The following is a 20,917-nucleotide window of genomic DNA, read 5'->3' on the forward strand; positions in this document are numbered from 1 at the left end:
ATTGGGCGAAACCCGCGGGAATCAGATCGTACGCCGGCCCGGATTCCTTTGCGTGCACGGCAGCGAGCGTGGCGGGATGCGCATGATGGTGCTCTCGGCCGAACCGTCCAGTGATGACCTCGCCGAGCTGACCGCGCTGATAAAGGGCCGCGCGGACGGGAAAGTCACAGTCGAGGACGCTTTCGGCGTGGTCGACCTGTCCGCGTTGGGGCTGACCTCGCGACAGCTGCCGGTGATGATCCGGCAGCCCGGCGCGGCTCTTCCGCCGTCGTCTTTGGAGGTTACTCGGGTCGAGCTCCCGGAGCAGTTGGAGCAGGCCGAGCGCACCGTGGTGCACGGCTTCGCATTGGAGAACTTCCAGCCGTACCAGCTGGGTCAGGTGTTCCCGGCAAGCCTGCTGGCCCGCGACGGGATCGACCTTTTCCTGATATCGCGGGACGGAACGCTGGCGGGAGCATGCATGACGGTGGCTGACGGCAGCGTTGGTGGTGTTTATTGGGTGACCACCTTGCCCGCATCATCGTTCGCGCGGGGTTGGCCGGGAGCTCATGTACGCGGTTTTGGCTTATCTGAAGGACCAGCCCGTGACACTCAGCGCGTCACGGGCCGGCAAACCGCTGTACGATTCCCTCGGGTTCACCGAAATCGCCTCATCCACCTGGTGGGCATAGAGCGCGAGCCAGGAATTCGGCCTGCAGAGCGAAAAGATTCGCCACGACGTTGGTGTCGGTGGGCATGTGCGAGGCGGCCGGCAACGGCAGCACAGTGTGCGGTCGGCCGGCGGCCACCAGCGCCGCGGACAGTCGCAGGGTGTGCGCCGGCAGCACATTGTCGTCGGCGAGCCCGTGGATCAGCATCAGCGGCCGCGACAGGTTGGGCGCGTCGGCGATCAGCGAACCACGGTCGTAAACGTCAGCGTGTTCGGCTGGATGCCCGAGAAAGCGTTCCTGATAGTGCGTGTCGTAAAGGTAAACATCGGTGACGGGCGCGCCGGCCACCGCCACGTGGAAGACATCCGGGCGTCGCAGCACCGCGAGAGCGGACAGATAGCCGCCGTACGACCAGCCGCGGATGCCGACCCGGCGCAGATCCAGGTCGGGAAACGCCTCGGCGGCCGCGTGCAGGGCGACGATTTGGTCGGCCAGCGCCGCGTCTCCCTTGTCGAGGTGAATGCTGTGATCCCAGGCAGGGTCGCGGCCAGGCGTGCCGCGACCGTCCGCGATGACCACCGCATAGCCCTGGTTCGCCCACCACTGCGAACTCACATAGCCGTCCAGGGCCGCCAGCACTCGGCGTCCGGCCGGCCCGCCGTACGGGTCCATCAGCACCGGCAGTTTTCCCGCTGCCTGGCACGTGACCGGCAGGGAAGAGCACCGCGGTGCGGAATTCCTGTTTGCCGGCCCGAAGGAAATGCGGCTGAGCTGTCAGCGCCGGCAATTCAGCCAACGAGGCGATCGCGGCGACCGGTCTTCCGTCACGCTGAACGGAAATCTCGACGCCATGGCGTTCGCCCGTACGGCTGGCGATGACCGTCGTACCGCCGCCGAACGCTCCACTGTGGACACCGGGAGTGTCGGTGAGCGCGACGACGCCGGAGGAAGCCGCATATTTCCACAGGTGGTCCTCGGTCTGTTCGTATGACGCGGTGAACAGCACGTTTTCACCGTCGACACCGAGAACTTCCCGCACCTGCAGCCCGACCGGGCTGACCGGCCGGCCGTTGACGACCAGCCTTCGGGTGTTCTCGCTGTCCCGCGGCGGTGATGATGTCGCCGGCGTCGGTACGGGCCGGTACCCCGGCGACTATCGTTGTCCACTGTGGATCGTGGTCGTCCTGGACGACAGTGGACATGCCGGTGTCTGGGTTCACGGACAGCAGCCGCAGGGTCGTCTGCGGGCGTTTTTTGCACGGCCAGCAGCAATCCGTGGGCTGACCAGTGGACGTCGACGACATATTCGTACGCGTCACGGTCCCATTCGACCGCGACCGAGGTGCCGTCGAGGTCGCGTACGGACAGCGTCACCTCGGCATTCGCGGTGCCGGCCAGCGGATAGCGCAGCATCGTGGGCGCAATGGCGGGATGGGTTGGGTCGCTGAGATAAAGCCGCTCCACCGGGCTGGTGTCGACGCGAGCGACCAGCAGCCGGCGGCCGTCCGGCGCCCACCAGTAGCCGCGGAACCGGTGCATGGACTCGGAGGCGACGTGCTCGGGCAGTCCGTACGTGAGGTCGGCCGCCTCGGACCGCGCCAGCACCCGGTCGGTGCCGTCCGCGAGGTCGATGACGTGCAATGACCCGGCCGAAACGTAAGCGACAGCAGTGAAGGCCGGGTTGGGGCGCGGGTCGGCAATCGGGCCGGCGGTTGGCCATTCTCGTACCGCGGCGGTGCCGACCTCGACTGTCCACAGTCGACCGGCCAGCGCGAAAACCGCGTGCTCGACGTCGGAATCAGTCGCGTACGCGGTGATGCCGGTCGACCGTTCCCGAGCGCGCTCCCGTCGTACCCGCTCCTCGGGGTGTGAGGTCATCCGCGCGGTCGCCCAGCAGCGTGGACGGGTCGGCGAGCAGGGTTTCGGTGCCGGTGGGGACATCGAGCCGCCACAGGCAGCTGGCCGGATCGGTGCCCGACTTGGTGCGTACGAACAGGACTTGTTGTCCGTCCGGGCTCACGGTGAACTTTCGGGGCACCCCAAGGGACAACTGTCGGGTGCGGCCCCACTGGGCCAGGAACTCCTCAGTCATCTGTCATCGCCTTTCCGCGACAGCGCGGTCGCAAGGCGGTCGGCCGCCTCAATATGGTCGGATTCCGCCAGCAATTCCCAGCGTTGTAAGGCGAGCGGCACGTTGCCTTCCAGCCACAGCCGATCGTGGAATCGGCCGAGGTCGAAAGCCGTGCCCAAGTGCAGCTGCGCGGCCGCCAGGAGGTCGAGAATCTGCTGTTTTCCAGCCTGGTAACTCAACCGCTGCCCCCCCGGCGTGGCGGCGAGCCCGGCGGCGTCGTGCTCGGCCATCCGCGATCGACCGGACCGTACGAACCAGCCGATCAGAGGCTTGCGCGAGGGTGATTTCTCCGAGTGCGAGCAACACGTCCAACTCGGCGCGAAGGGCCCGTAGGCGCAGGAAGTTGGCGATCCGAGTCGCGCTGTGCGGCCGGTCGTCGAAAAGGCCACCGAGCAGCGTCATTTCCTCGTGGTAAAAGGCGATGCCCTCGGTGGGCAGCGAGTCGTAATGGTGTCGCCGGATGGGATTGGGGTGGCGCCAGGAAAGTGCCTGCTGCTGGGCGTGGACGCCTTCGTGGATCAGGCCGCCGCACAGCGGGTCGTACGCCTTGGCACGCTCGAAGTACGGCAGTGTGTCGCTTGGCGGCGCCACGTAACGGAGAGCGTTCTGGTCGACGCGTGCCGCGCTGGTCAGGTCGTCCGCCAGCCCGTACCAAGCCAGTGGCGCGAGATAGTCCGGCATAGGGGCGAAAAGATAGCGCCGGAGGGTGTCCGGTTGGCTGAGCAGGTCGGTGTCGGCGTAGAACCGCCGAAGGCGCCGCTCGTCGTCATCCTCCCTGCGGACCTGCGCGTCCGTACTGGACGCGATGAGCTGCGGGGGAGCGTTTCGGTGCCGCTGAGACAGAATCGCCTCCGCGGCCGCCGCGCGTTGCCATTCGTGCCTTGCCAGCAGCACGATTTCGTCCGCCGGATGCGGATAAAGCGCGACCTTGTGCAGGAAGAAGCCGAAGGCGGCCGGGCCTACCGCGACTTCGCCGCGAAAGCTCGGCAGCGTCGCGGCCAGCCACTGCCGGTAGCCGGTCGGCGCGCGGCGACCGCGGCCTCGGCGTGGATGGCGACCGTTTTCCTTTGTTCTGCGGATAAATGCGGGGCCAGTGCGGCCATCGAGGCGGCCAAGCTGGTAGGCATCTGGTCGAGCTCTCGCAGCGCGAGGGTGGCGAACGGCCCGACGGCGTCCGGGCCCAGGTTCGTACGCGCCTGGGCCAAAATCTCCGGCAGATGTGCCAGCAGAGCCGCGATCCCAGCGGCTCGCTGGTCGTTGAACGGCCCTGGCGGGAGCATCGCCTCGAAGATCGGCACCACCGCCTGCTCGACATAGAAGCCCGGATGGCGCCGCCAGCCGCGCTGCAGGTCCAGCTCCCAGTACACCCGGTCAATCGCCGACTGGATCAGCCGGCCGTCCACCCGTACGGCCACCGGCTCGGCATCCAGTGCCAGCGCGGCGAGCCGTACGCGAAAGCCCGCGGCGGCCTGCCGGCGGGCGTCCACCGCGCTCGCCGACCAGTCGGGTAACCAGCCCGTCGGGCGGTCCATCCTGGTCAGGTCGTCGGTGCTGGCCGGCGCGGTGGCGGCCCGCCAGTCCCAGAAGTCCGCGGCAAGGCGCCGCAGCTCGGTGGTCATCGGCACCTCTCTCATGGCGTACAATTGGGTCACCCAGTGACCCACTATACCTCGGGAGCCAGTGGTGTCAGAGGACGTTTTCGAGCCGGTGACCGGGTCGCGGCTGTACGAGCTGGTGGTGGAGCAGATTCTGCGGTTGATCGCGACCGGGGAGATCCCGCCGGGCGCTCGGCTGCCGGTTGAGCGCGACCTGGCGGAGCGTTTCGGAGTCAGCCGGAACGTGCTGCGGGAGGCGATCCGGGTGTTGGAGGTGCGCGGCATCGTGCGCTCGCGGCCGGGCGGCGGCAGGTACGTGCGAGACGCCAACATCTCGGCACGGCTGTCACCGGTCGGGGTGATTCTCCGGCTGGAACGGGCCGCGATCCTGGATGTGCTGGAATCAAGGGAAATGCTGGAGGTCCAGGTGGCCCGGCTGGCGGCCCGAAAGGTGGCGGAGGGTGCCGATGGTCAGCCGCTGCTGGAGGCCGCGCGGGTCTCCAGCGGCAGCTGGGAGGACAACGCCCGCTTTCATACCGCGATCGCCGCCGCCACCGGCAACTTCATGGTGGAGCGGCTGGTCCGTCTGCAACTGGATCTGCTTCGGGACGTACGCCAGCGCGACCACTACTCGACTCGGAGGCCCGCGCCGGGCTGGCAGAGCACCGCGCCATCGCGACCGCGATCAGTGGCGGCGATCAGGACGCCGCCGAGGCCGCTCTCCGGGCGCATTTCGCGCACACCCGTGCCAATGTCGAGCAGGGGGCCTGATGTCGGATGTGGTCGTTGTGGGTGGCGGGGTTATTGGCTGCGCGACCGCGGTCTTTCTGCTTCGGGGCGATCCTGGGCTGGAAGTGACGGTGGTGGAACCGGATCCCACCTATGCGGTCGCCGCCAGCCCGCGTGCCTCCGGCGGCATCAGGCAGCTCTTCAGTTGCCAGGAGAACATTCAGCTTTCCCGATATACGTTGGACTTCATCGACTCGTGGCCGGATTTCGCCGACACCGACCTCGGGTGGCGACCGAACGGCTACCTTTTCGTTGCCAGCAGCGACCAAGCCGGCGCCTTGCGAGAGAATCTGCTGGTGCAGCAGGAAGCAGGCGTACCGGCGTTCTGGCTGGCTGCGGCTGAGGTTGCCGACCGGTATCCGTTGCTGGCGACCGAGGATCTGGGCGGCGCGGTGCTGTCGCCGGACGACGGCTGGCTCGACCCGTACGCCTTCCTGATGGGATTCCGGCGGGCGGCCCAGCGGCTCGGGGCTCGATTCGTCCGCGATCGGGTGGTGAATTTTATCGTACGGGACAGGAAAATCACCGCCGTGGACTTGGCGTCGGGCGATGTCCTGCCGGCCGGCCATGTGGTCAACGCGGCCGGCTGCTGGTCAGCCGAGCTGGCGGCCAGGGTCGGCCTACCGATTCCCGTCGAACCGATGCGTCGCTACGAGCATTTCGTCCGCGCGGACGGCGACTTTTCCTTGCTCCCGTTCATCAAAGACCCGGCCGGCCTGGCCGTACGTCCGGCCGGCGACGGACTGTCGGTCGGGCTGGTCGACTTCACCCACCCGGGCGGCTTCGATGACAGCATCGACTCGAGCTATTTCGACACCGCTGTTTGGCCGGCTTTGGCGCACCGGCTGCCGCGCTGGATCGCGCCCGGTTGCACTCGACAACGGTCGGCCACTACGACCAGAACCGCCTCGACGGGAACGCGATCATCGGGACCTGGCCGGCTGTGCTGCGGAATTTCTCCTTGGCCAGCGGGTTTTCCGGCCACGGCATGATGCACGCGCCGGGTGTCGGGCGGGCCCTGGCCGAGCTGATCCTGCATGGTGAATTCCGCACGATCGACCTCAGCCGTTTCGGCTACCGGCGAATAGCCGACGGACGGCCGTACCCGGAACGCGGCATCCGCTGACGTCTATGGACCAGTCCATCGAGGCGAGAATGGCCCTTAACTCCAGGGCCAAGCGGCTCGTACGTTGGCACCATGGGTGTGGACAAGATCCGTGGTGGGCTGTGTTGTGCGCTGGCGATGATGCTGGTGGGGAGCTCCTTTCCGGCTTCCAGCTTGCTGCTGCATTACCCGTACGCGGGCGGGCAGGCGATCCGGTACGCGCTGGGTGCGCTGATACTGCTGCGCTGGCCTTCCGGCGCGGTGCGCCGCCACCACATCGGGTGACGGCCCGCGAGTGGGGTTTGCTGGCGCTGCTCGCGGCGACCGGGCTGGTCGGCTTCAACCTGGCGATCCTGTTCGCGCTCAGAACCGCTGAACCGGCCGTACCAGGCGTCATCGTCGGCTGCGTGCCGGTCGTGCTGGCCACCGTGGTGCCGCTGGCGGCCCGAAAACGTCCGTCCGGACGCATTCTGGTGGCCGCGGGCCTGGTGGTCGCCGGCGCCGCGATCGTGCAGGGTTTCGGCCGCAGCGACCCAGCGGGGCTGGCGTTTTCGCTGCTGGCGCTCGCTGGCGAGGCGGCCTTCTCGCTGTTGGCGATCCCGCTGCTGGGCCGCCTCGGGGCGCTCGGTGTCTCCGGCTATACGACCGCGCTGGCGACCGTACAAGCGCTCGTTCTTGCCCTGGTCCTGGACGGGCCGGCGGCTTTGCGGTGGCCGACCCCGGTGGAGGCGTTGGCGCTGTTGTGGATCGCGCTGCTGGTCACCGTGGTCGCGTTCATCAGCTGGTACACCGGGCTGCAACGGGTCGGCGCGGAACACGCGGGGCTGTTCGCCGGCATCCTGCCGCTGACGGCCGCCCTCGTCGCGCCGCTGGTCGGCGCTGGCACCTTGGGCCTGTCCCAGCTTGTCGGTGGCCTCGCGGTGGCCGGTGGCCTCGCGTTCGGTCTGGTGAGCGGCCGGCGGTCAGGACAACCCGCGGTCGAGCCGCCGGTGCCGGTGTGACAGATCAGTCTGCCGGGAATGAGGGCCGGCGTCGACAGGTTTGCGCCGAAAGGACACCTCGTAAGGAGCTTTCGATGGCAACGATTTCGGCCGCGCAGTCCGGGACGTACGTGCTGGGCGGCAAATACCCGATCAACCGGCTCGGTTTCGGCAGCATGCAGCTCACCGGTCCGGGCGTCTGGGGCGATCCGGAGGACCCAGCCGAGGCCGTACGAGTGTTGCGGCGCTCCGTTGAGCTGGGCGTGAAACTTCATCGACACGGCGGACTCGTACGGCCCATTTGTCGCTGAGCAACTGATCAAGAAAGCTCTGCACCCGTACGCGGATGACGTGATCATCGCGACCAAGGCCGGTTTCACCCGCTCCGGGCCAAACGACTGGCGGGCGGTCGGCCGCCCGGAATACCTGCGCCAGCAGGTCGAGCTCAGCCTCCGGCACCTCGGCCTGGACCGGATCCCGCTGCTGCAGCTGCACCGGATCGACCCGAAGGTGCCGCTCGCGGATCAGGTCGGCGAGCTGAAACTGCTGCAGGACGAGGGAAAGATCGGTCTGATCGGACTGTCCGAAGTGGACGTCGATGAGCTGAAGGAAGCACAGAAAACGGCGACTATCGCGTCCGTACAGAACCTTTACAACCTGACGAACCGAAAGTCCGAGGCGCTGCTGGACTTCGTCGAGGCGAACGACATTGCCTTTGTTCCGTGGTTCCCGTTGGCCACCGGCAAGCTCGCCGAGCCGGGCGGCCCGCTGGGGTCGATCGTGAAGCGGCTCGGCGTCAGCGGCTCGCAACTTGCTCTTGCCTGGCTGCTGCAGCGGTCGCCGGTCATGCTGCCGATCCCGGGCACGTCCAGCGTCGACCACCTGGAGGACAACATCGCCGCGGCCGGCGTGAAGCTGTCCGCCGACGACGTCGAGGCCCTGTCGACCGTACGATCCTAACTCCCTATCATTCCCTATCGCTCCTTGCATAGGGTAGGTTAGGGAACATGGGGCCCCAGTTGTATTCGGTGGAGCAGGTCGCGGACCTGCTCCACCTGCATGTGAAGACGGTCCGGGGGTATGTGCGGGACGGCCGGCTGAAGGCGGTCCGGATCGGCAAGCAATACCGGATCTCCAGCGAGGAAGTCGAGACGTTCACCGGTGGCGCGCTGCCGGCGCCGGTACGCGAGACGGTGTCCCGTCAGCGGCACGCCGAGGTGTCGAGCATCGTGCAGGTCGACGCGGCCAGCCCAGCTCTGGTGAGCCGGCTGGCGACGGCGGTGATGAGCTCGGCGAACGGTCGCCCGTACGACGACGGCCGGCTGCGCATCGACACTGTGTACGACCAGGAGCGGGCAAGTCTGAAGATTGTTTTGTTGGGTGGTTTGGAAACCACTGGTGAAATGCTGAAAATGATCCACGTGATTCTGGAGGACACGCCATGATCGGCACCGTGCTGGAGCTGTCCGGCGTGAACGTGTTTGTCTGCGCGGAGGACGGTCCGGCGATGGTCGGCGACGCGGACGCGGTCGACGTGCTGGGCAGCATGTACGGCCTCGGTACCCGCTGGGCGGCCATCCCGGTCGGCCGGCTGGCTGGCGACTTTTTCCAGCTGAGTACGGGGATTGCCGGCGCGATGGTCGGGAAACTGGTCGGATACCAGGTCAGAGTGGCGATCGTCGGTGACATTTCCTCGTACGCGGCGGCCAGCGAGCCGTTCCGGGACTGGGTCCGCGAGTCGAACCGCGGCACCGATGTGTGGTTTGTCTCCGATCTGGACGAGCTGGCCGAACGGCTGACGCAGAACACCCGCGCTAGGTTGACCTAAACCCAAGGAGCGTCAGTGGACCTGTTTGATCTGAGCGGCAAGGTGGCGGTGGTGACCGGCGGCAGCCGGGGGGGATCGGTTTCATGATCGCCCAGGGCCTGCTGCGAGCCGGGGGCGCGGGTGATTATCAGCAGCCGCAAGGAAGCTGAGCTGACCGACGCCGCCGAACGGTTGCGGGCCGACGGTGACGTGACCGCATTCCGGTCCGACCTGTCCACCGAGGCCGGCTGCTTCGCGCTGACCGCCCAGATCGCCGACCAGGAGCCGCTGGTCCATGCGCTTTTCAACAATGCCGGGGCCGCCTGGGGTGCGCCGCTGGAGGAATTCCCGGACTCCGGGTGGAGCAAGGTGCTCGACCTGAACGTCCGGGGCGTTTTCCATCTGACCCGCCTATTGCTTCCGCAGCTGCGGGCCGCTTCCACCCCGGACGACCCATCTCGGGTCGTCAACATCGGGAGTATTGACGGGATCCGGGTGCCGGCGCGCGGCTTCGACAACTATTCGTACAGCGCCAGCAAAGCCGCTGTCCACATGCTCACCCGTCACCTCGCCCGGGACCTCGCGCCGGACATCCTGGTCAACGCGATCGCACCCGGTCCTTTCGAGTCGAAAATGACGGCCGGCCTGCTGGCCCAGTACGGCGACGAGTTCGGCAAGATGGCTCCGCTTCGCCGGATGGGCCGCCCCGAGGACATGGCCGGCGTCGCGATCTATCTGGCCAGCCGCGCCAGCACTTTCGTCACGGGTGCGGTGATCCCCGTCGACGGCGGCATCAGCTCACTCGGCTAGTTTCCTGCGGCTTGGGACGTCCGCACCCATTGGGCGAGGGCGACCCGCGACTCCAGCCGCAGCCGGTGGTAGCTGTTCCGCAAGTGTGATTCGACCGTACGTTCGCTCGCTGATCGTCAGTCTCTGCGCGATGTGCGCGTTGGAGAGGCCGTCGGCGACCAGCGTGGCGATCTCAGATTCCCGCCGGCTGAGCGGTTCGAGCCGCTCGGAGGCCGGCAGGTGCATGCCGCGCGCGGCAGCGAGCCGCCGGCATCGCCGAGCCCAGGAATGCATCTCGGCGCGTTCGAACGTGTCCAGGCAGGCCACGATCGCGGCCCGGGTGTCGTCGGCCCGGTCGGTACGCAGCTCGGCCCACTCCAGCCGGGCCTGCGCGGCGAGCAGGTGCGCACCGACCGCGGCCAATCCGTCGGCGGCCGCGTCGAGCCGGCCTACGCCCCGCTCCACCTCGCCATAAGCGCCGGCCGACAACCCGTCGATCCGGGCGCCGAGCGCGGCCAGGAAGTCGCCGGTCCGGCCGGTCGTACGCAGGTGGGTCGCCATGCGTACGACCTCGTCTTCACCGGCGAGTGCGAGGAATCCCCGCTCGGCCACGCTGCTCGTCATGGATCGCCTCGCTCGCCGCCGGTGTGCTCTCACTCAGGAGGCGTAAACCCGGCGACGAACAATCCGTACGGTCAGAACCGCCAGTGCGCGGCTTCGGCCACCCAGACCGCTGGCCCGGCGCAGCTCGGCCAGCAGCCGAGCACTAGGACCGCTTGTTCGCCTGGACGACAGCGAACGGCTGGATGACCGACAGGCTCGGCAACTGGGCGAGGCGGTCGAACAGGTCCTGTTTGAAGCTCGCCAGCCGCTCGTCGTCGAGCTGTTCGAGGAACCACCGGTGGCCATGCGACCAGTGCCACTGCCACACGTCGTCCGCGTTCGCGAACGCCAACGTGAACTGGTCGGGCATCACCTGCATGTCGACCAAACCGGCCTTCGGTAGCTTGGCGGGAATGTCGGCGAGGTCTGGCACTTCTCCGATCGGCAGCGGTTTCAGGTCGTACTTTCGGCACAGTTCCTCGAAGATCTGGAAAGGTTCGGTCACCGCCCCGGGGGCGGTGACCAGCAGCCGGCCGCCGGGGCGCACCACCCGAGCGATCTCGGCCAGCCCGCCGTCCAGACCGACGAAGATCAACGCCATCCCGCAGAGCACCACGTCGAAGGAGTTGTCCGGGAACTCCAGCCGGGAGGCGTCCATCTCGATGACCTCGGCGTGGTCGGCGCCTGCCGTACGCAACGCGCTCCGGGCGGCCGCGACCATGCTCGGCGCGTAGTCGACGCCTACCGCCCGCCCGGTCGGGCTGACCGCCAACGCGGCTGGTACCAGCGAGGTCCCGGTCCCGCAGGCAACATCGAGCACGTGGTCGCCCGGCTTCAGCTCGGCCCGCTCGGCCAGCCGCCGGCCCATGGGCTGGAAGAACGGGGTGATCGTTTCGTACGTTTGCGCGGTGCGGTCTCAGACCGCCATGAAGTCTTCGTTCATGACACGGAGCGTAATCGTCCCCGGACGGCCGGGAAAGCCGACGCGCTCTCGTACGATGGTGTGAAAGACCAGGTGGCGGCCTCAATGTGACGCCACCGAGGCTACCGAGGCCGGCGCGGTCGACCGCGCCCGGCCTGTCATGAGGGCAGCCGGATTCAGTGCTCGTACGGACAGTCGTCAGCCGCCAATCCGCGGATGCGGGACTGGGACCCAGATGACCTACGGTCGCAGTCCTTTCGCACGAGTTTTCTGGCAGGTTTGCCCTACCGCTGGCCGGGATCGGGCCGGTCGGCGAGCAGTGGCAGCAGCTGATTCCAGGTGGTGCCGTCGCGGGCATCCCGGCGACGGCGGGCGATCGCGCTGAGCGACTCCAACACGACCCGGTTGGCCAGCGCGGCGGTGATGTCGGCGTGGTCGTACGGCGGGCTGACCTCCACCACGTCGACGCCGACCACCGGCAACTCCAGGCAGATCCGCCGGACCGAGTCCAGTAGTTCGCGGGCGGACAGTCCGCCGGGCTCGGGGGTGCCGGTGCCGGGCGCGTGTCCCGGATCGCAGACATCGATGTCCACGGACAGAAAGACGCCGTCGCAGTCGTCCATCGCGATCGCGAAGGCATCGGTGAGGCACTCGTCCAGGCCGCGCTGGACCACCTCGGTCATCTCGTACGAGCGCATGTTCTGCTCGGCCATCCAGTTTAGCGTCGCCGGCTCCGGCCAGTAACCGCGCAGGCCGATCTGCAGGAACCGGTCGGCCCGCAGCGCGCCGGACTCGATCAGCCGGCGCATCGGCGCGCCATGGCCCCACAGTGAGCCGAACTCGATGTCCCCGGTGTCCGCGTGCGCGTCGAAGTGGATCATCGAGACTCGGCCATGGCCGAGCACGTTGGCCACACCTTTCGCGTCCGGGAAAGCGATCGCGTGGTCGCCGCCGAGGATCACTGGAATCGCTCCGGAACCGGACACCTGCTCCACCGCCGCTTCCAGGTCCGCGAGAGATTTCGCCGCGTCACCGAAAAAACATCTCCACATCGCCGGCGTCGAGCACCCGTAGGTCCTTGAGCCCGTCGGTGCGCAACGCGAGGCTCGGTCGCGACCCGTCGTGCGGCAGGTAGTCGGTGGCCCGGATCGCCTGCGGCCCGAACCGGGTGCCCGGCCGGTGCGAGGTGCCGCCGTCGAATGGGGCGCCGAGGATCACCACGTCAGCGCCCTCGTACGTCGTCGGGTCAGTCAGATCGCACCGGTCAACGCCGAGAAACGTGAAGTCAGGTCCGTATTGAGCGCCATAGCGGGTCATGCCGCGATCGTGTCACGCCGGCCTTGTCGCCGTCACCAGACTGGTGCCCGTCCACGGTCCGCCGTACCAAAAACGCCACCCCAGTCCGCGTACGCGAACATCGTTCGCGCCGAGCTCGCGTAGTCGGTTGGCGTATGCCCGCACGTGCCGGAAGTCCGCGATCGCCAGCTGGCCACCGGGGCGTACCACCCGCAGCGCCTCGTCGATCGCAGTCAACCGGCTCTTGCCGGGGATGTTGTGGATCGCGAGACTGCTCACCACTAGATCGAAGCTCGCGTCCGGAAACGGCAGCTCGGTCATGTCGCCGGTGCGTAGCTCGATGCGGTCCCGTACGCCTTCGGCCGTGGCGTTCTGCGCGGTGACTTCCTCGGAGTTGCCGGATTGGTCAACGGTCCGCCAGAGGTCGACGCCGACCGCCTGTCCGGTGGGCAGTCGTTTGGCGGCCTGCACGAGCACCATGCCGCGTCCGCAACCGAGATCCACCACCTTTTCGTCGCCGCGCAGCGCCAGCTGGTCGAGCAGCGCGGCCCACACCCTGACCTTGCCGCGCCGGGTCGTGTAGAGATAGCTGGCGGCCATGGCGAGCATGCCGACCGTCCACACGGCCCACCAGATCGTCAGCGCGGCTGGCCAGTGAAAGAGCAGCGATATCACGAAAAGTATGGCGAAGATGACGCCCATGAGAATCATCGAAAAAGGAGCGTAGGGGGCATCGACTCCATAGTCGGCCCGCGGTTCTGTGGTCATGGCGGGAACTGTAGCGGCGCCTGCGTGTCTCGGCCTGTTCGCTTCGGCGGCCGCCGGCCATGACGGTTGTCATGGATTCTCGCGGCTACCACCCAGTGGGGATGAAGTCGAGACCTTGGTCACGCCTCACATGGTGCCCCGTTAGAACGGTGGTGGTGGATAGTCGTCGTTGGGTGTGACGTCGTAGATGCGTCCGGTGGGGCTGGTCCAGAGGAATCGGCCTGGTGTGGGTTGGGTGACGGTCCAGCCGTGTTCTTTGATGTCGTTATGGAATTTGCATGCCGGTCCGGCGCTGTCGTACGCGGTTTTTCTACTCGCCTTTCGGAGACCAGTTTCTTGCGGCGGGTTTCGGCGGCTGCTGGGTCGATTTTGATGACCTCCCGGCGGGCCTTGTCTCGGATCGATCGAGGTGTTTTCGAGTCGGCGCCGGGTGGACCTTTTCTTCGACTTTGCGGGCGTCTTGGGGTGAGAGGTGGCCGACCTGGTCCGCGAAGGTGAAGGCTTTGCGTAGGTTAAGGTGACCGTGAGACATCCCGGCCATGGTGCCGGGGAGTTCGTGGACGAGTTGGTACGCCAAGTTCAGTTGTTTCTGGGCCGCTGACAGGCTCCAGGTCAGCATTGCGGCGATTTCCCCGGCCGCGTATTTAGAGAACGCTGCGCCAACAGCGGGGCGGGCGTTGGTGAAGCGGTCCATAAACCGCATCTGCATCGCCTGCGTATACGAAATCACCTTGTCCAGCGCCTCGACCGCGGCCAGCGCGGTGTCCGCGTCGGCTCGGCCGTACCGGTCGAGTTCTTCCAGCATCTGCAGGGGGACCCCGCTGGGTGGCATGGTGCGCCACCACTGCTTGTTCGGGTCGGTGAATTCCGGTCGCCTTCGCTTTCTGCTCATGACACGATTTTACCGGCCACTACCGACAATTGGGCCACCAATTTCGGTTCTGTGGATAACAAACATAGCCTTGGTCGCCCTGTGAATAACGTCGAGTGCGAGACATTGGGCTGCGTTCGATGAGCCTGTGACTGTCCAGCGGCGCGAAAGTGAGCACGACCGCGACCGCCACGGTCGCCGCCGTCCCGGCACGTAAGCCGCCTTTTGAAGGCATCGCTAGGGCTCCACCCTGTAGACCTCGACAGCTTTACTTCAGGAGCCGCTCGGGTTCTGGGCATTCCGACTCGCGGCATAAAGCCGCCTACGGTTGCGGGTCAGCGCCCGGTTTTGACCGGCTTCCCCCCAGAAAGCGAGCAATCTGTAGTTTTCTGTGCCGCCAGCCGGCGGCCACGTCACGTCCGCTTTTCGGTCAGCCAGAACAGTAGCGCGAGAATCGGCAGAATAGCGCCGAAAACCACCAGCCCGGTCCAGCCGGTGAGGTCGTACGCCAGCGACCCGAGCTCCGAACCGGCCGCGCCACCGAGAAAGAACGTGGCCAGATAGACGCTGTTCAGGCGGGCCCGCGCGGACGCGTCCAGCCGGTAGATTGTGTGCTGCCCGAAGACCAGAGTGCTCTGCACGGCCATGTCGATGGCGACCGCGGCGACGGCCAGCAACACAATGCTGTGCCGGCCAAATCCGGCGACTCGAAGGCCACCGCCGCGACTCCGAAGGCGGTCGCTGTCAGTGGTTTGGACAAGCCCCGGTCGGCCCACCGGCCGGCGAGCGGCGCTGCGAGGGCGCCACCGGCTCCGACCAGGGCGAACAGGCCAACGCCGAGCTGTGAGTAGCCGAAAGGAGGCGAGGTCAGCACGTACGAGACAGTCGTCCAGAAAGCGCTGAAGGCGCCGAACATCGCCGCCTGATAGAGCGCGCGACGGCGCAGTTCCGGGTGTGTACGGGCAAGCCGTACGGTCGATCGCAGGAGCGCGCCGTAGGCGACCGTGGTACTGGGCGCGCGGCGCGGAAGCGCGAACCGCAGTGCGACGGCCAGCACGGCCATAAAACCGGCCGCGGTCAGGAAAACCACCCGCCAGCTGGTCGCCTCGGCGAGCCAGCTGCCGATCGTACGAGACAGCAGGACGCCGGTGAGCAGGCCCGCTACGACCCGCCCCACGATCCGGCCGCGCAGGTGATCGGGTGCGAGGCCGGCCGCGAACGGCACCAGAATCTGTACGACCACCGAGGTCGCTCCGCTGATCAGCGCGCCCGCCAGCAGGACCGGGAAGCTCGGCGCGAAACCGGCCACCGCCATGCCGATCGTGGTGATCACCAGTAGCACGGACACCAACCGGCGGGTCTCGGCCCGGTCGCCGAGCGGCACCAGGAACAGCATCCCGGCCGCGTAGCCGACCTGGGTGGCGGTGATCAGGCCGCCGGCCACCACCTTGCTGATGCTGAAGGACTGGCTGAGTTCTGCCAACAGCGGCTGTGCGTAATAAAGGTTGGCGACGGTCAGCCCGCAAGCGACCGCGAGCAGGGTGATCAGCCAGCCGGGCGGCGCCTGAGTGCTGATGGACGACTTCGTCAGGGTCACGGAAAGCCTCTCGCCAATGGAACCTGTTTTAACCGGTTCCAGAACCGTACCAGTTAAACCGGTGCCACGGGTATGGTGTGTCCATGACTGTGGTGTTCCGGCAGGGCGCTGGGCGGCTCTGCCTCGACTTCGTCCGCACGCTGCGCCTGCGCGGCAAACCGGGCGTTGTCGAGGAGCTCCCGGACGCGGCCGCGCTGGCTGAGTGGGTCCGCCAGTGCGGCCCGGCCGAGCCCACTGGCGTACCGGACTTCGTCCAGGTCAAGGCCGCTCAGGAGTTGCGAGAAGCGTTTTTTCGGGCTGATCGCGACCGAACCGACGGCGACCGACCGCCAGGTGATCAATGCCGCCGCGCGCGCGGCCGGTGCCGGCGCCGCGGCTGGAGCCGTCCGGCCAGCTCACCTGGGCCGCCGAAGACGTGGTGAACGCGACCTTGGCGCTGGTGGCGCGGGACGCGCTCGACCTCGCCACTTCGCCGGCGCTCGTACGAGTGCACGCCTGCGCGAACCCGGACTGTTCGGCGTTGTTCCTGGACAGTTCCCGGCCCGGTACGCGTCGGTGGTGCTCGATGGACACCTGCGGCAATCGCGCGAAGAAGGAAACTCTGCGCAGCAAGTCCTGAACGTGAAGCACGTGACAATACTTGCGCAAGTGTTTGACTATCGACCTCTGGTGGGCTCTACTGGTCGGGGCTGAGAGGGAGGTGGACGGACATGACCACCCTGGAAATGGTGATCAGAGTCGCCGCCGGACTCGGTTTCGGCGCGGCGATTGGATTTGAGCGGCAATACCGGGCCAGGATGGCGGGATTGCGTACGAACGCACTGGTGGCGGTCGGTGCCACTCTGTTCGTGGTGATGTCCTCGTACGGATTCGGTGGCCTGTCCGGCAGTGGTGCGGCGGACCCGACCCGGGGTCGCGGCGCAAATCGTGTCCGGCATCGGATTTCTGGGCGCTGGCGTGATTATGCGAGAGGGATTGACCGTCCGAGGGGGCTGAACACCGCGGCCACCTTTTGGTGCTCGGCCGCGGTCGGCTCGCTGGCCGGCGCCGGCCTCTTCCAGGTCGCGATCACCGGTACGGCGGCCGTGCTGTTGGTCAACATCGTGCTGCGGACCGTCGCGCGGGGGATGGACCGTCGACCGCACCGCGGTGCCGAGCAGCCCCCGTGCGCCGAGGACGAAGAATAGGCCGTTTAGCCTATTCTTCGCCGGTGTCTGATTACTTCGGTTTACGCTCGGCGTCGCTGCGTTCGACGCAGAATTCGTTGCCTTCCGGGTCGGCCATAATGACCCAGCCGCTGCCGTCGGGCTTGCGGTGGTCGGCCACCTGGCTGGCACCGATGCCCAGCAACCACTGGACTTCCTCGTCACGGGTTCGTTCGTCCGGGATCAGGTCGAGGTGCACCCGGTTCTTGCTGGTCTTGCTTTCCGGCACCAGCACGAAAAGCAGGTTTGGGCCACTGGGTGAGACGAGCCCCCACTCAGTGTGCTCGGGCAGGTTCGGATCGTCAGGATCCTCCTGCCAGCCGGACACCTGCGACCAGAATGCAGTGAGTTTCGCCGGGTCGACGGCGTCGAACGTGACGTGTTTGATACGCGCGGTCATCAACAATCCCTTGCTGTAACGCGCTTCCCGCGAAGAATGGCGTCGATCAGGACTTCGCGGGAGGCGCGGAAACGGTGGTGGTCATCTCCGTACCTCCTCTCGTCGCCGCAACGCCGCAGCGATCATGCCACACCTTTGCGGGGCGGATCAAACATGGTCGATCTTCGTATCGTCCTGAGTGTGCTGGAATCCGTTGACTTTCAGGCCGAAACGCCGCGCGAGGTCTCCGGCCAGCAGCTGAATGGGCAGGATTTGCAGGATTGCCCTGGAGAGTCCGCTGACCGCCGGGATCGGTACGACATGGAGGTTCTTCGCCGCCGCGACGGTGGCCGAGGTGACCAGCACGGTCGGCACCTTGGCGGCGGCCAGGTACCGCGCCAGCCGCACTTCCCGTTCCTCGCCGAAAAGAACGCATGCCCGCTGGCGAGTGAGTGCCTCCATCGGACCGTGCAAAAAACTGGTACGTCTCATAGGCGGCCGTACTGATCCGGGTCGACTCCCGGATAAGCAGCGCCGACTCAGAGGCGGAGGCGCGCGCCCCCCCGCGCCAACCACGTCGATCGAGGTCACTTCGGTCAGCGCGTCGGCGATTTCGAAGGCCTGGACAGCGAGATCGGTGAGCGTACGATCCACCAGCGCCGGCAGTGCCGGCCAGTCGTCGCCATCGCAAATGCCGTCGAGCGCGGTGGCCAGCAGCCCGAAGGCCTGCAGGGTGGCGGTGTATCCGACGGTATAGACCCGACTGTCCTCGCCGTGCCCGATGCCGAAAGTGGCATCGACCACCTGGGACAGCGGCGCGGTCGGGTCGTTGGTGATCCCCAGCCGCTCGTTGCCGCCGATTTGTTGGGCGGCCGCGATGGTTTCCCTGCTCCGGCCGCCTTCCGACACGAAGACATAGCCGTCGGCCACGTCAGATTTCGGGCCCAGCGCGAGGATTTCCGAGGCGTCCACGTTGATCGCCCGCCGGCCGTACCGGCCCAGCCGGTGGACCAGCGCGTGACCGCGTGCGAGCTCGCGCCCATCGACGCCACCGCGAGAACTCCCAGCTGCCAGCGGGAAAGATCGAGGGCGCCGAGCTGCTCGCGAACGATGTTCGCGGAGCGCTCGAGGTTGGCGGCCTGGGAGGCGACCGCTTGGTAGTAGTCCATGGGAACCTTTCGCCGGTCAGCTGGCTGTTGGTACGGGCAGGCCGCTGGCGATCGCGAGCGCGCCGATCACCGGTGGCCGGTCCAGCACTCGCGCGTCTACCCGCGGACACAGTTCTTTGAGCGTGGTAAGGAACGAATCACGCAGGAGTGGTTGGGTGGCGATGACCGCTCCGCCGGCGACCACGCTGGTGATGGGTATGCCGCGGGCCAGCAGCCGCTGGACGACGGTGGCCAGCTGCCGGCCGCCGTCCCGGATCACCGCGGCCGCGACTTCGGATCCGTCCGCCATGGCGGCGAAAACCTCGGTGGCGTGGCTGCCCCAGTAGTCGGCGGAGTTCGACCGGCTCAACGACATCGCCAGCTCAGGGCCAGTAGGCGCTTGGAAACTGGCCATCAGCCGAGTGGCCAGTTGGTCTGGCGGGTGGCCGAGGTCCAGCTCGGTGAGCACCGCGCGGACAGCCTCGCGGACCAGTCCGGAGGCACTGCCCTCGTCGCCGAGCACCCACCCCCAGCCGCCGGAGGTGATCAACTGGTCGGCCTCATCGCGTACCGCGGCGATGGAGCCCGTCCCGCACACCACGCCGATCCCGCCGGGGACTCCCATCGCCGGCGGCATGAGTTCGGCGTCGTTGACCACCCGCACTGGGCCGCCGAAATGCTCGCCGAGCTGGGCCTGGAACCGCAGGCATTGGTCAGTGTTGTCGCACCCGTGGGCGCCCACCGCGAGTGGCAACCGCAGCGCGGCGGCACCGAACGCATCGGACACCAGGCCAGCGAGGGTGGCCGCATTCGCGGCGGATTCCGGAATCCGCCACGCCTTCGTACGAACGATGCGCTCGTCCACGATTGCGCTGGCTGTCCCGATCGCCGTCGTACCCAGAGCAAGGTGGGTTTTGGTGGCGCCGATGTCAATACCGACGACGGCATCGTCCATGGAGGGCTGACCGTGCCTTCGGTCGCAGGAGTGAGTGTTTTGGAGGTTAACAAAGTTCGCCGACCTCGGCAATGTCCGCCGTCAGGCGAGGCGGTTCAGGGCGCGGCTGATCGCGAGATGAACGGCGCCAAGGACGGTGGCGCGGTCACCCAACGCGCCGACGGTGACCTCGGTGTCCCAGGCCAGGGATCGCAGCACCCGCTGGACTTCGGGCAGCACCAGCTGGTTCTGGCCGACGCCGCCGCCGAGCACGATGAGGCCTGGGTCGAGGACGCTCAACACGCCAACCGCGAGTCGCCCGATGTCCTGCGCATGCCGGTCGACCATTCGCCGCGCATGCACGTCGCCGCGTGCGGCCGCCTCGAAAAGTGCCTTGGCGTCTCGCGGCGGCGGTCCAGCCGATGCCGGCCACGCGGCCGCGCAACGCTCCAGTAAAGCCTCGGAGCCGAGATAGTGTTCAAGTCCAGCGCGCCGCGGACTTTCGTTCTCACCCCACGGAAACGGCATCCTTGACACCTCACCGGTGGCGCCGTGGGCGCCATGCAGCAACTGGCCGTCGAGCACGATCCCAGCGCCGATCTTCACCCCGACTTGCAGGTACGCGAACATCCGCTGGTTGCGGGCGACTCCGAGCCGGTGTTCGGCGAGGGCCGCGCAGTTGACGTTGTTTTTCCACCACCACCGGCACTTCGGCCGGCACTGGCAGCGAGGAGACGAGCTGTTCGGTGCCGTCTACCCGCAGGCTGTCGACGCGGTCGCTGGAATGTTCGGTCGGGGCGGTTGGTGCGCCGATGACGACGTCCCGCAGCGGCCCGTGCCGGTGGCCGACATCGGCGCGTACCTTCCTGACCAGCTCGATGGCCGCGGCGGTGGCCGCCGCGGTGACATTGCGCCGGCGGGCCGACATCCGCTCTTCGCGGGAGCTCAGCTGACTGCCGTCCAGTGCGTGCGCGGCGACCCGAACCCGGGTCGCGGCGACCTCCACTCCCAGGACGTGCCCGGCGGCCGGCGCCACCGAATAAATGACCGCGCTGCGACCGGTGCTCCCCTTGGTGGTGCCCTGGCTGGTCACCAGGTCCAGCTTGGCCAGCTCCGCGATCGCCACCGACATGGTCGGCCGGGACAGGTCGAGTGTGTGGCCGAGCTGTGGCCGGGTAGCCGGCCCGTCGGTGACGAGCGCGCGCAGGACCGCGCGGGCGCTCTCTGGCAGGTCCAGACGCTCGGCTGCCGGTGGCATCCCCATCGCGCCCTCCTTTGAACGATCACGGTCAACGTCGTAGTAAACCGCAGAGTTGTCGTACGAGCCTTGTGGGGGTCCTAGGTGTTT

26 protein-coding genes and 7 pseudogenes are annotated in these 20,917 nt (G+C 67.3%); 13 read left to right on the top strand and 20 right to left on the bottom strand.

Annotated features, from left to right (window positions below; genetic code table 11):
* Positions 1-21: 21 nt before the first annotated feature.
* Positions 22-327: a hypothetical protein gene (locus GNX96_RS47925; protein ID WP_279579076.1), complete on the bottom strand. Its 306-nt coding sequence runs from the start codon at positions 325-327 to the stop codon at positions 22-24.
* Positions 328-524: 197 nt separating this feature from the next.
* On the opposite strand from GNX96_RS47925, the pseudogene GNX96_RS62135 reads away from it, so the two are divergent.
* Positions 525-671, top strand: a pseudogene (locus GNX96_RS62135) (GNAT family N-acetyltransferase); the annotation flags it as partial.
* On the opposite strand, the gene GNX96_RS01750 reads toward GNX96_RS62135, so the two are convergent.
* The 5 genes from GNX96_RS01750 to GNX96_RS01770 all read right to left on the bottom strand — a co-directional run bounded on the left by GNX96_RS01750 (position 651) and on the right by GNX96_RS01770 (position 4,400).
* The gene (locus GNX96_RS01750) at positions 651-1,412 is read right to left on the bottom strand and encodes a prolyl oligopeptidase family serine peptidase (RefSeq protein WP_313885568.1); all 762 of its coding nucleotides are present in this window, start codon (positions 1,410-1,412) and stop codon (positions 651-653) included. The pseudogene GNX96_RS62135 and the gene GNX96_RS01750 overlap by 21 nt on opposite strands.
* 12 nt (positions 1,413-1,424) lie before the next feature.
* Positions 1,425-2,528 carry a DPP IV N-terminal domain-containing protein gene (locus GNX96_RS01755; RefSeq protein ID WP_163566763.1) on the bottom strand — a complete coding sequence of 368 codons (1,104 nt, stop codon included), beginning with the start codon at positions 2,526-2,528 and terminating at the stop codon, positions 1,425-1,427.
* Positions 2,449-2,742, bottom strand: a complete 294-nt coding sequence (locus tag GNX96_RS01760; RefSeq protein WP_163566764.1) for a hypothetical protein — start codon at positions 2,740-2,742, stop codon at positions 2,449-2,451. The genes GNX96_RS01755 and GNX96_RS01760 overlap by 80 nt, the downstream gene beginning before the upstream one ends.
* Positions 2,739-3,011 carry a DUF885 family protein gene (locus GNX96_RS62140; protein WP_163566765.1) on the bottom strand — a complete coding sequence of 91 codons (273 nt, stop codon included), beginning with the start codon at positions 3,009-3,011 and terminating at the stop codon, positions 2,739-2,741. Before GNX96_RS62140 ends, GNX96_RS01760 begins: the two co-directional genes overlap by 4 nt.
* Before the next feature lie 729 nt (positions 3,012-3,740).
* The gene (locus tag GNX96_RS01770) at positions 3,741-4,400 is read right to left on the bottom strand and encodes a DUF885 domain-containing protein (RefSeq protein ID WP_163566721.1); all 660 of its coding nucleotides are present in this window, start codon (positions 4,398-4,400) and stop codon (positions 3,741-3,743) included.
* Between the two features lie 115 nt (positions 4,401-4,515).
* On the opposite strand from GNX96_RS01770, the pseudogene GNX96_RS62145 reads away from it, so the two are divergent.
* The 9 genes and pseudogenes from GNX96_RS62145 to GNX96_RS01815 form a co-directional block, all read left to right on the top strand.
* Positions 4,516-5,007 (top strand): annotated as a pseudogene (locus GNX96_RS62145) (FadR/GntR family transcriptional regulator); the annotation flags it as partial.
* A 139-nt stretch (positions 5,008-5,146) separates the two neighbouring features.
* Positions 5,147-6,135, top strand: a pseudogene (locus tag GNX96_RS47940) (NAD(P)/FAD-dependent oxidoreductase); the annotation flags it as partial.
* Between the two features lie 18 nt (positions 6,136-6,153).
* Positions 6,154-6,291, top strand: a complete 138-nt coding sequence (locus GNX96_RS47945) for a hypothetical protein (RefSeq protein ID WP_279579080.1) — start codon at positions 6,154-6,156, stop codon at positions 6,289-6,291.
* Between the two features lie 72 nt (positions 6,292-6,363).
* On the top strand, positions 6,364-6,555 hold the full coding sequence (locus GNX96_RS01790) for a hypothetical protein (protein ID WP_163566766.1): 192 nt from the start codon (positions 6,364-6,366) through the stop codon (positions 6,553-6,555).
* Positions 6,552-7,271: an EamA family transporter gene (locus GNX96_RS01795; protein WP_163566767.1), complete on the top strand. Its 720-nt coding sequence runs from the start codon at positions 6,552-6,554 to the stop codon at positions 7,269-7,271. Before GNX96_RS01790 ends, GNX96_RS01795 begins: the two co-directional genes overlap by 4 nt.
* A gap of 74 nt (positions 7,272-7,345) precedes the next feature.
* Positions 7,346-8,210: pseudogene (locus GNX96_RS01800) on the top strand (aldo/keto reductase).
* Between the two features lie 47 nt (positions 8,211-8,257).
* Positions 8,258-8,695: a helix-turn-helix domain-containing protein gene (locus GNX96_RS01805; RefSeq protein ID WP_163566768.1), complete on the top strand. Its 438-nt coding sequence runs from the start codon at positions 8,258-8,260 to the stop codon at positions 8,693-8,695.
* Positions 8,692-9,078 (top strand): DUF4180 domain-containing protein, encoded by a 387-nt coding sequence (locus GNX96_RS01810; RefSeq protein ID WP_163566769.1) that lies wholly within the window; start codon positions 8,692-8,694, stop codon positions 9,076-9,078. Before GNX96_RS01805 ends, GNX96_RS01810 begins: the two co-directional genes overlap by 4 nt.
* A gap of 15 nt (positions 9,079-9,093) precedes the next feature.
* A pseudogene (locus GNX96_RS01815) lies at positions 9,094-9,867 on the top strand (SDR family oxidoreductase).
* Here the strand turns inward: GNX96_RS01815 and GNX96_RS62150 are convergent.
* The 9 genes and pseudogenes from GNX96_RS62150 to GNX96_RS01845 form a co-directional block, all read right to left on the bottom strand.
* Entirely contained in the window at positions 9,864-9,950 is an 87-nt protein-coding gene (locus tag GNX96_RS62150; protein ID WP_390623889.1) for a hypothetical protein, read from the bottom strand. The pseudogene GNX96_RS01815 and the gene GNX96_RS62150 sit on opposite strands and share 4 nt — an antisense overlap.
* 28 nt (positions 9,951-9,978) lie before the next feature.
* Positions 9,979-10,470 (bottom strand): annotated as a pseudogene (locus GNX96_RS47950) (LuxR C-terminal-related transcriptional regulator); the annotation flags it as partial.
* Between the two features lie 142 nt (positions 10,471-10,612).
* Positions 10,613-11,317, bottom strand: a complete 705-nt coding sequence (locus GNX96_RS01825) for a class I SAM-dependent methyltransferase (RefSeq protein ID WP_163566770.1) — start codon at positions 11,315-11,317, stop codon at positions 10,613-10,615.
* A 338-nt stretch (positions 11,318-11,655) separates the two neighbouring features.
* Entirely contained in the window at positions 11,656-12,423 is a 768-nt protein-coding gene (locus tag GNX96_RS01830; protein ID WP_279579082.1) for an agmatinase family protein, read from the bottom strand.
* Complete coding sequence (locus GNX96_RS47955; RefSeq protein WP_279579083.1) at positions 12,401-12,688, bottom strand: arginase family protein; 288 nt, start codon at positions 12,686-12,688, stop codon at positions 12,401-12,403. Before GNX96_RS47955 ends, GNX96_RS01830 begins: the two co-directional genes overlap by 23 nt.
* Positions 12,689-12,700: 12 nt before the next feature.
* On the bottom strand, positions 12,701-13,435 hold the full coding sequence (locus tag GNX96_RS01835; protein ID WP_163566771.1) for a class I SAM-dependent methyltransferase: 735 nt from the start codon (positions 13,433-13,435) through the stop codon (positions 12,701-12,703).
* A 310-nt stretch (positions 13,436-13,745) separates the two neighbouring features.
* A complete protein-coding gene (locus GNX96_RS01840) occupies positions 13,746-14,327 on the bottom strand; it encodes a DUF222 domain-containing protein (protein WP_163566772.1) in 582 nt (193 codons plus the stop codon).
* A 392-nt stretch (positions 14,328-14,719) separates the two neighbouring features.
* Positions 14,720-14,947: a hypothetical protein gene (locus GNX96_RS47960; protein ID WP_279579084.1), complete on the bottom strand. Its 228-nt coding sequence runs from the start codon at positions 14,945-14,947 to the stop codon at positions 14,720-14,722.
* A complete protein-coding gene (locus GNX96_RS01845) occupies positions 14,878-15,903 on the bottom strand; it encodes an MFS transporter (RefSeq protein WP_279579085.1) in 1,026 nt (341 codons plus the stop codon). Before GNX96_RS01845 ends, GNX96_RS47960 begins: the two co-directional genes overlap by 70 nt.
* Before the next feature lie 83 nt (positions 15,904-15,986).
* Between GNX96_RS01845 and GNX96_RS62155 the strand changes: the two genes are divergently transcribed.
* The 3 genes from GNX96_RS62155 (at position 15,987) to GNX96_RS01855 (ending at position 17,090) form a co-directional block, all read left to right on the top strand.
* On the top strand, positions 15,987-16,325 hold the full coding sequence (locus GNX96_RS62155) for an ABATE domain-containing protein (protein ID WP_390623882.1): 339 nt from the start codon (positions 15,987-15,989) through the stop codon (positions 16,323-16,325).
* Positions 16,244-16,522 (top strand): CGNR zinc finger domain-containing protein, encoded by a 279-nt coding sequence (locus GNX96_RS47970; RefSeq protein ID WP_279579087.1) that lies wholly within the window; start codon positions 16,244-16,246, stop codon positions 16,520-16,522. Before GNX96_RS62155 ends, GNX96_RS47970 begins: the two co-directional genes overlap by 82 nt.
* 91 nt (positions 16,523-16,613) lie before the next feature.
* Complete coding sequence (locus tag GNX96_RS01855) at positions 16,614-17,090, top strand: MgtC/SapB family protein (RefSeq protein ID WP_163566773.1); 477 nt, start codon at positions 16,614-16,616, stop codon at positions 17,088-17,090.
* A gap of 31 nt (positions 17,091-17,121) precedes the next feature.
* Here the strand turns inward: GNX96_RS01855 and GNX96_RS01860 are convergent, their stop codons facing one another.
* The 5 genes and pseudogenes from GNX96_RS01860 to GNX96_RS01885 form a co-directional block, all read right to left on the bottom strand.
* Entirely contained in the window at positions 17,122-17,508 is a 387-nt protein-coding gene (locus tag GNX96_RS01860; RefSeq protein WP_163566774.1) for a VOC family protein, read from the bottom strand.
* 147 nt (positions 17,509-17,655) lie between these two features.
* Positions 17,656-18,459: a hypothetical protein gene (locus tag GNX96_RS01865; RefSeq protein WP_163566775.1), complete on the bottom strand. Its 804-nt coding sequence runs from the start codon at positions 18,457-18,459 to the stop codon at positions 17,656-17,658.
* Positions 18,460-18,672: 213 nt separating this feature from the next.
* Positions 18,673-19,590, bottom strand: coding sequence for an N-acetylglucosamine kinase (locus GNX96_RS01875; protein WP_163566777.1), 918 nt, complete (start codon positions 19,588-19,590; stop codon positions 18,673-18,675).
* An 81-nt stretch (positions 19,591-19,671) separates the two neighbouring features.
* A pseudogene (locus tag GNX96_RS01880) lies at positions 19,672-20,217 on the bottom strand (ROK family protein); the annotation flags it as partial.
* A complete protein-coding gene (locus GNX96_RS01885; protein ID WP_163566778.1) occupies positions 20,108-20,833 on the bottom strand; it encodes a helix-turn-helix domain-containing protein in 726 nt (241 codons plus the stop codon). The gene GNX96_RS01885 and the pseudogene GNX96_RS01880, both read right to left, overlap by 110 nt.
* Between the last annotated feature and the right edge of the window lie 84 nt (positions 20,834-20,917).

The organism is Fodinicola feengrottensis (assembly GCF_010993775.1).
In the GTDB taxonomy this organism is placed as follows: Bacteria; Actinomycetota; Actinomycetes; order Mycobacteriales; family HKI-0501; genus Fodinicola; species Fodinicola feengrottensis.

What these genes read in the sequence shown, in the direction of transcription:
- GNX96_RS62155 (WP_390623882.1), top strand. Translation starts at nt 15,987, where the DNA reads ATGACTGTGGTGTTCCGGCAGGGCGCTGGGCGGCTCTGCCTCGACTTC.
- GNX96_RS01810 (WP_163566769.1), top strand. Translation starts at nt 8,692, where the DNA reads ATGATCGGCACCGTGCTGGAGCTGTCCGGCGTGAACGTGTTTGTCTGC.
- GNX96_RS01755 (WP_163566763.1), bottom strand. Translation starts at nt 2,528, where the DNA reads ATGACCTCACACCCCGAGGAGCGGGTACGACGGGAGCGCGCTCGGGAA.
- GNX96_RS01840 (WP_163566772.1), bottom strand. Translation starts at nt 14,327, where the DNA reads ATGAGCAGAAAGCGAAGGCGACCGGAATTCACCGACCCGAACAAGCAG.
- GNX96_RS01805 (WP_163566768.1), top strand. Translation starts at nt 8,258, where the DNA reads ATGGGGCCCCAGTTGTATTCGGTGGAGCAGGTCGCGGACCTGCTCCAC.
- GNX96_RS01875 (WP_163566777.1), bottom strand. Translation starts at nt 19,590, where the DNA reads ATGGACGATGCCGTCGTCGGTATTGACATCGGCGCCACCAAAACCCAC.
- GNX96_RS01855 (WP_163566773.1), top strand. Translation starts at nt 16,614, where the DNA reads ATGACCACCCTGGAAATGGTGATCAGAGTCGCCGCCGGACTCGGTTTC.
- GNX96_RS47945 (WP_279579080.1), top strand. Translation starts at nt 6,154, where the DNA reads ATGATGCACGCGCCGGGTGTCGGGCGGGCCCTGGCCGAGCTGATCCTG.
- GNX96_RS01825 (WP_163566770.1), bottom strand. Translation starts at nt 11,317, where the DNA reads ATGGGCCGGCGGCTGGCCGAGCGGGCCGAGCTGAAGCCGGGCGACCAC.
- GNX96_RS01885 (WP_163566778.1), bottom strand. Translation starts at nt 20,833, where the DNA reads ATGGGGATGCCACCGGCAGCCGAGCGTCTGGACCTGCCAGAGAGCGCC.
- GNX96_RS01835 (WP_163566771.1), bottom strand. Translation starts at nt 13,435, where the DNA reads ATGACCACAGAACCGCGGGCCGACTATGGAGTCGATGCCCCCTACGCT.
- GNX96_RS47955 (WP_279579083.1), bottom strand. Translation starts at nt 12,688, where the DNA reads ATGACCCGCTATGGCGCTCAATACGGACCTGACTTCACGTTTCTCGGC.
- GNX96_RS01860 (WP_163566774.1), bottom strand. Translation starts at nt 17,508, where the DNA reads ATGACCGCGCGTATCAAACACGTCACGTTCGACGCCGTCGACCCGGCG.
- GNX96_RS01760 (WP_163566764.1), bottom strand. Translation starts at nt 2,742, where the DNA reads ATGACTGAGGAGTTCCTGGCCCAGTGGGGCCGCACCCGACAGTTGTCC.
- GNX96_RS01770 (WP_163566721.1), bottom strand. Translation starts at nt 4,400, where the DNA reads ATGACCACCGAGCTGCGGCGCCTTGCCGCGGACTTCTGGGACTGGCGG.
- GNX96_RS01790 (WP_163566766.1), top strand. Translation starts at nt 6,364, where the DNA reads ATGGGTGTGGACAAGATCCGTGGTGGGCTGTGTTGTGCGCTGGCGATG.
- GNX96_RS47970 (WP_279579087.1), top strand. Translation starts at nt 16,244, where the DNA reads ATGCCGCCGCGCGCGCGGCCGGTGCCGGCGCCGCGGCTGGAGCCGTCC.
- GNX96_RS62140 (WP_163566765.1), bottom strand. Translation starts at nt 3,011, where the DNA reads ATGGCCGAGCACGACGCCGCCGGGCTCGCCGCCACGCCGGGGGGGCAG.
- GNX96_RS01830 (WP_279579082.1), bottom strand. Translation starts at nt 12,423, where the DNA reads ATGTGGAGATGTTTTTTCGGTGACGCGGCGAAATCTCTCGCGGACCTG.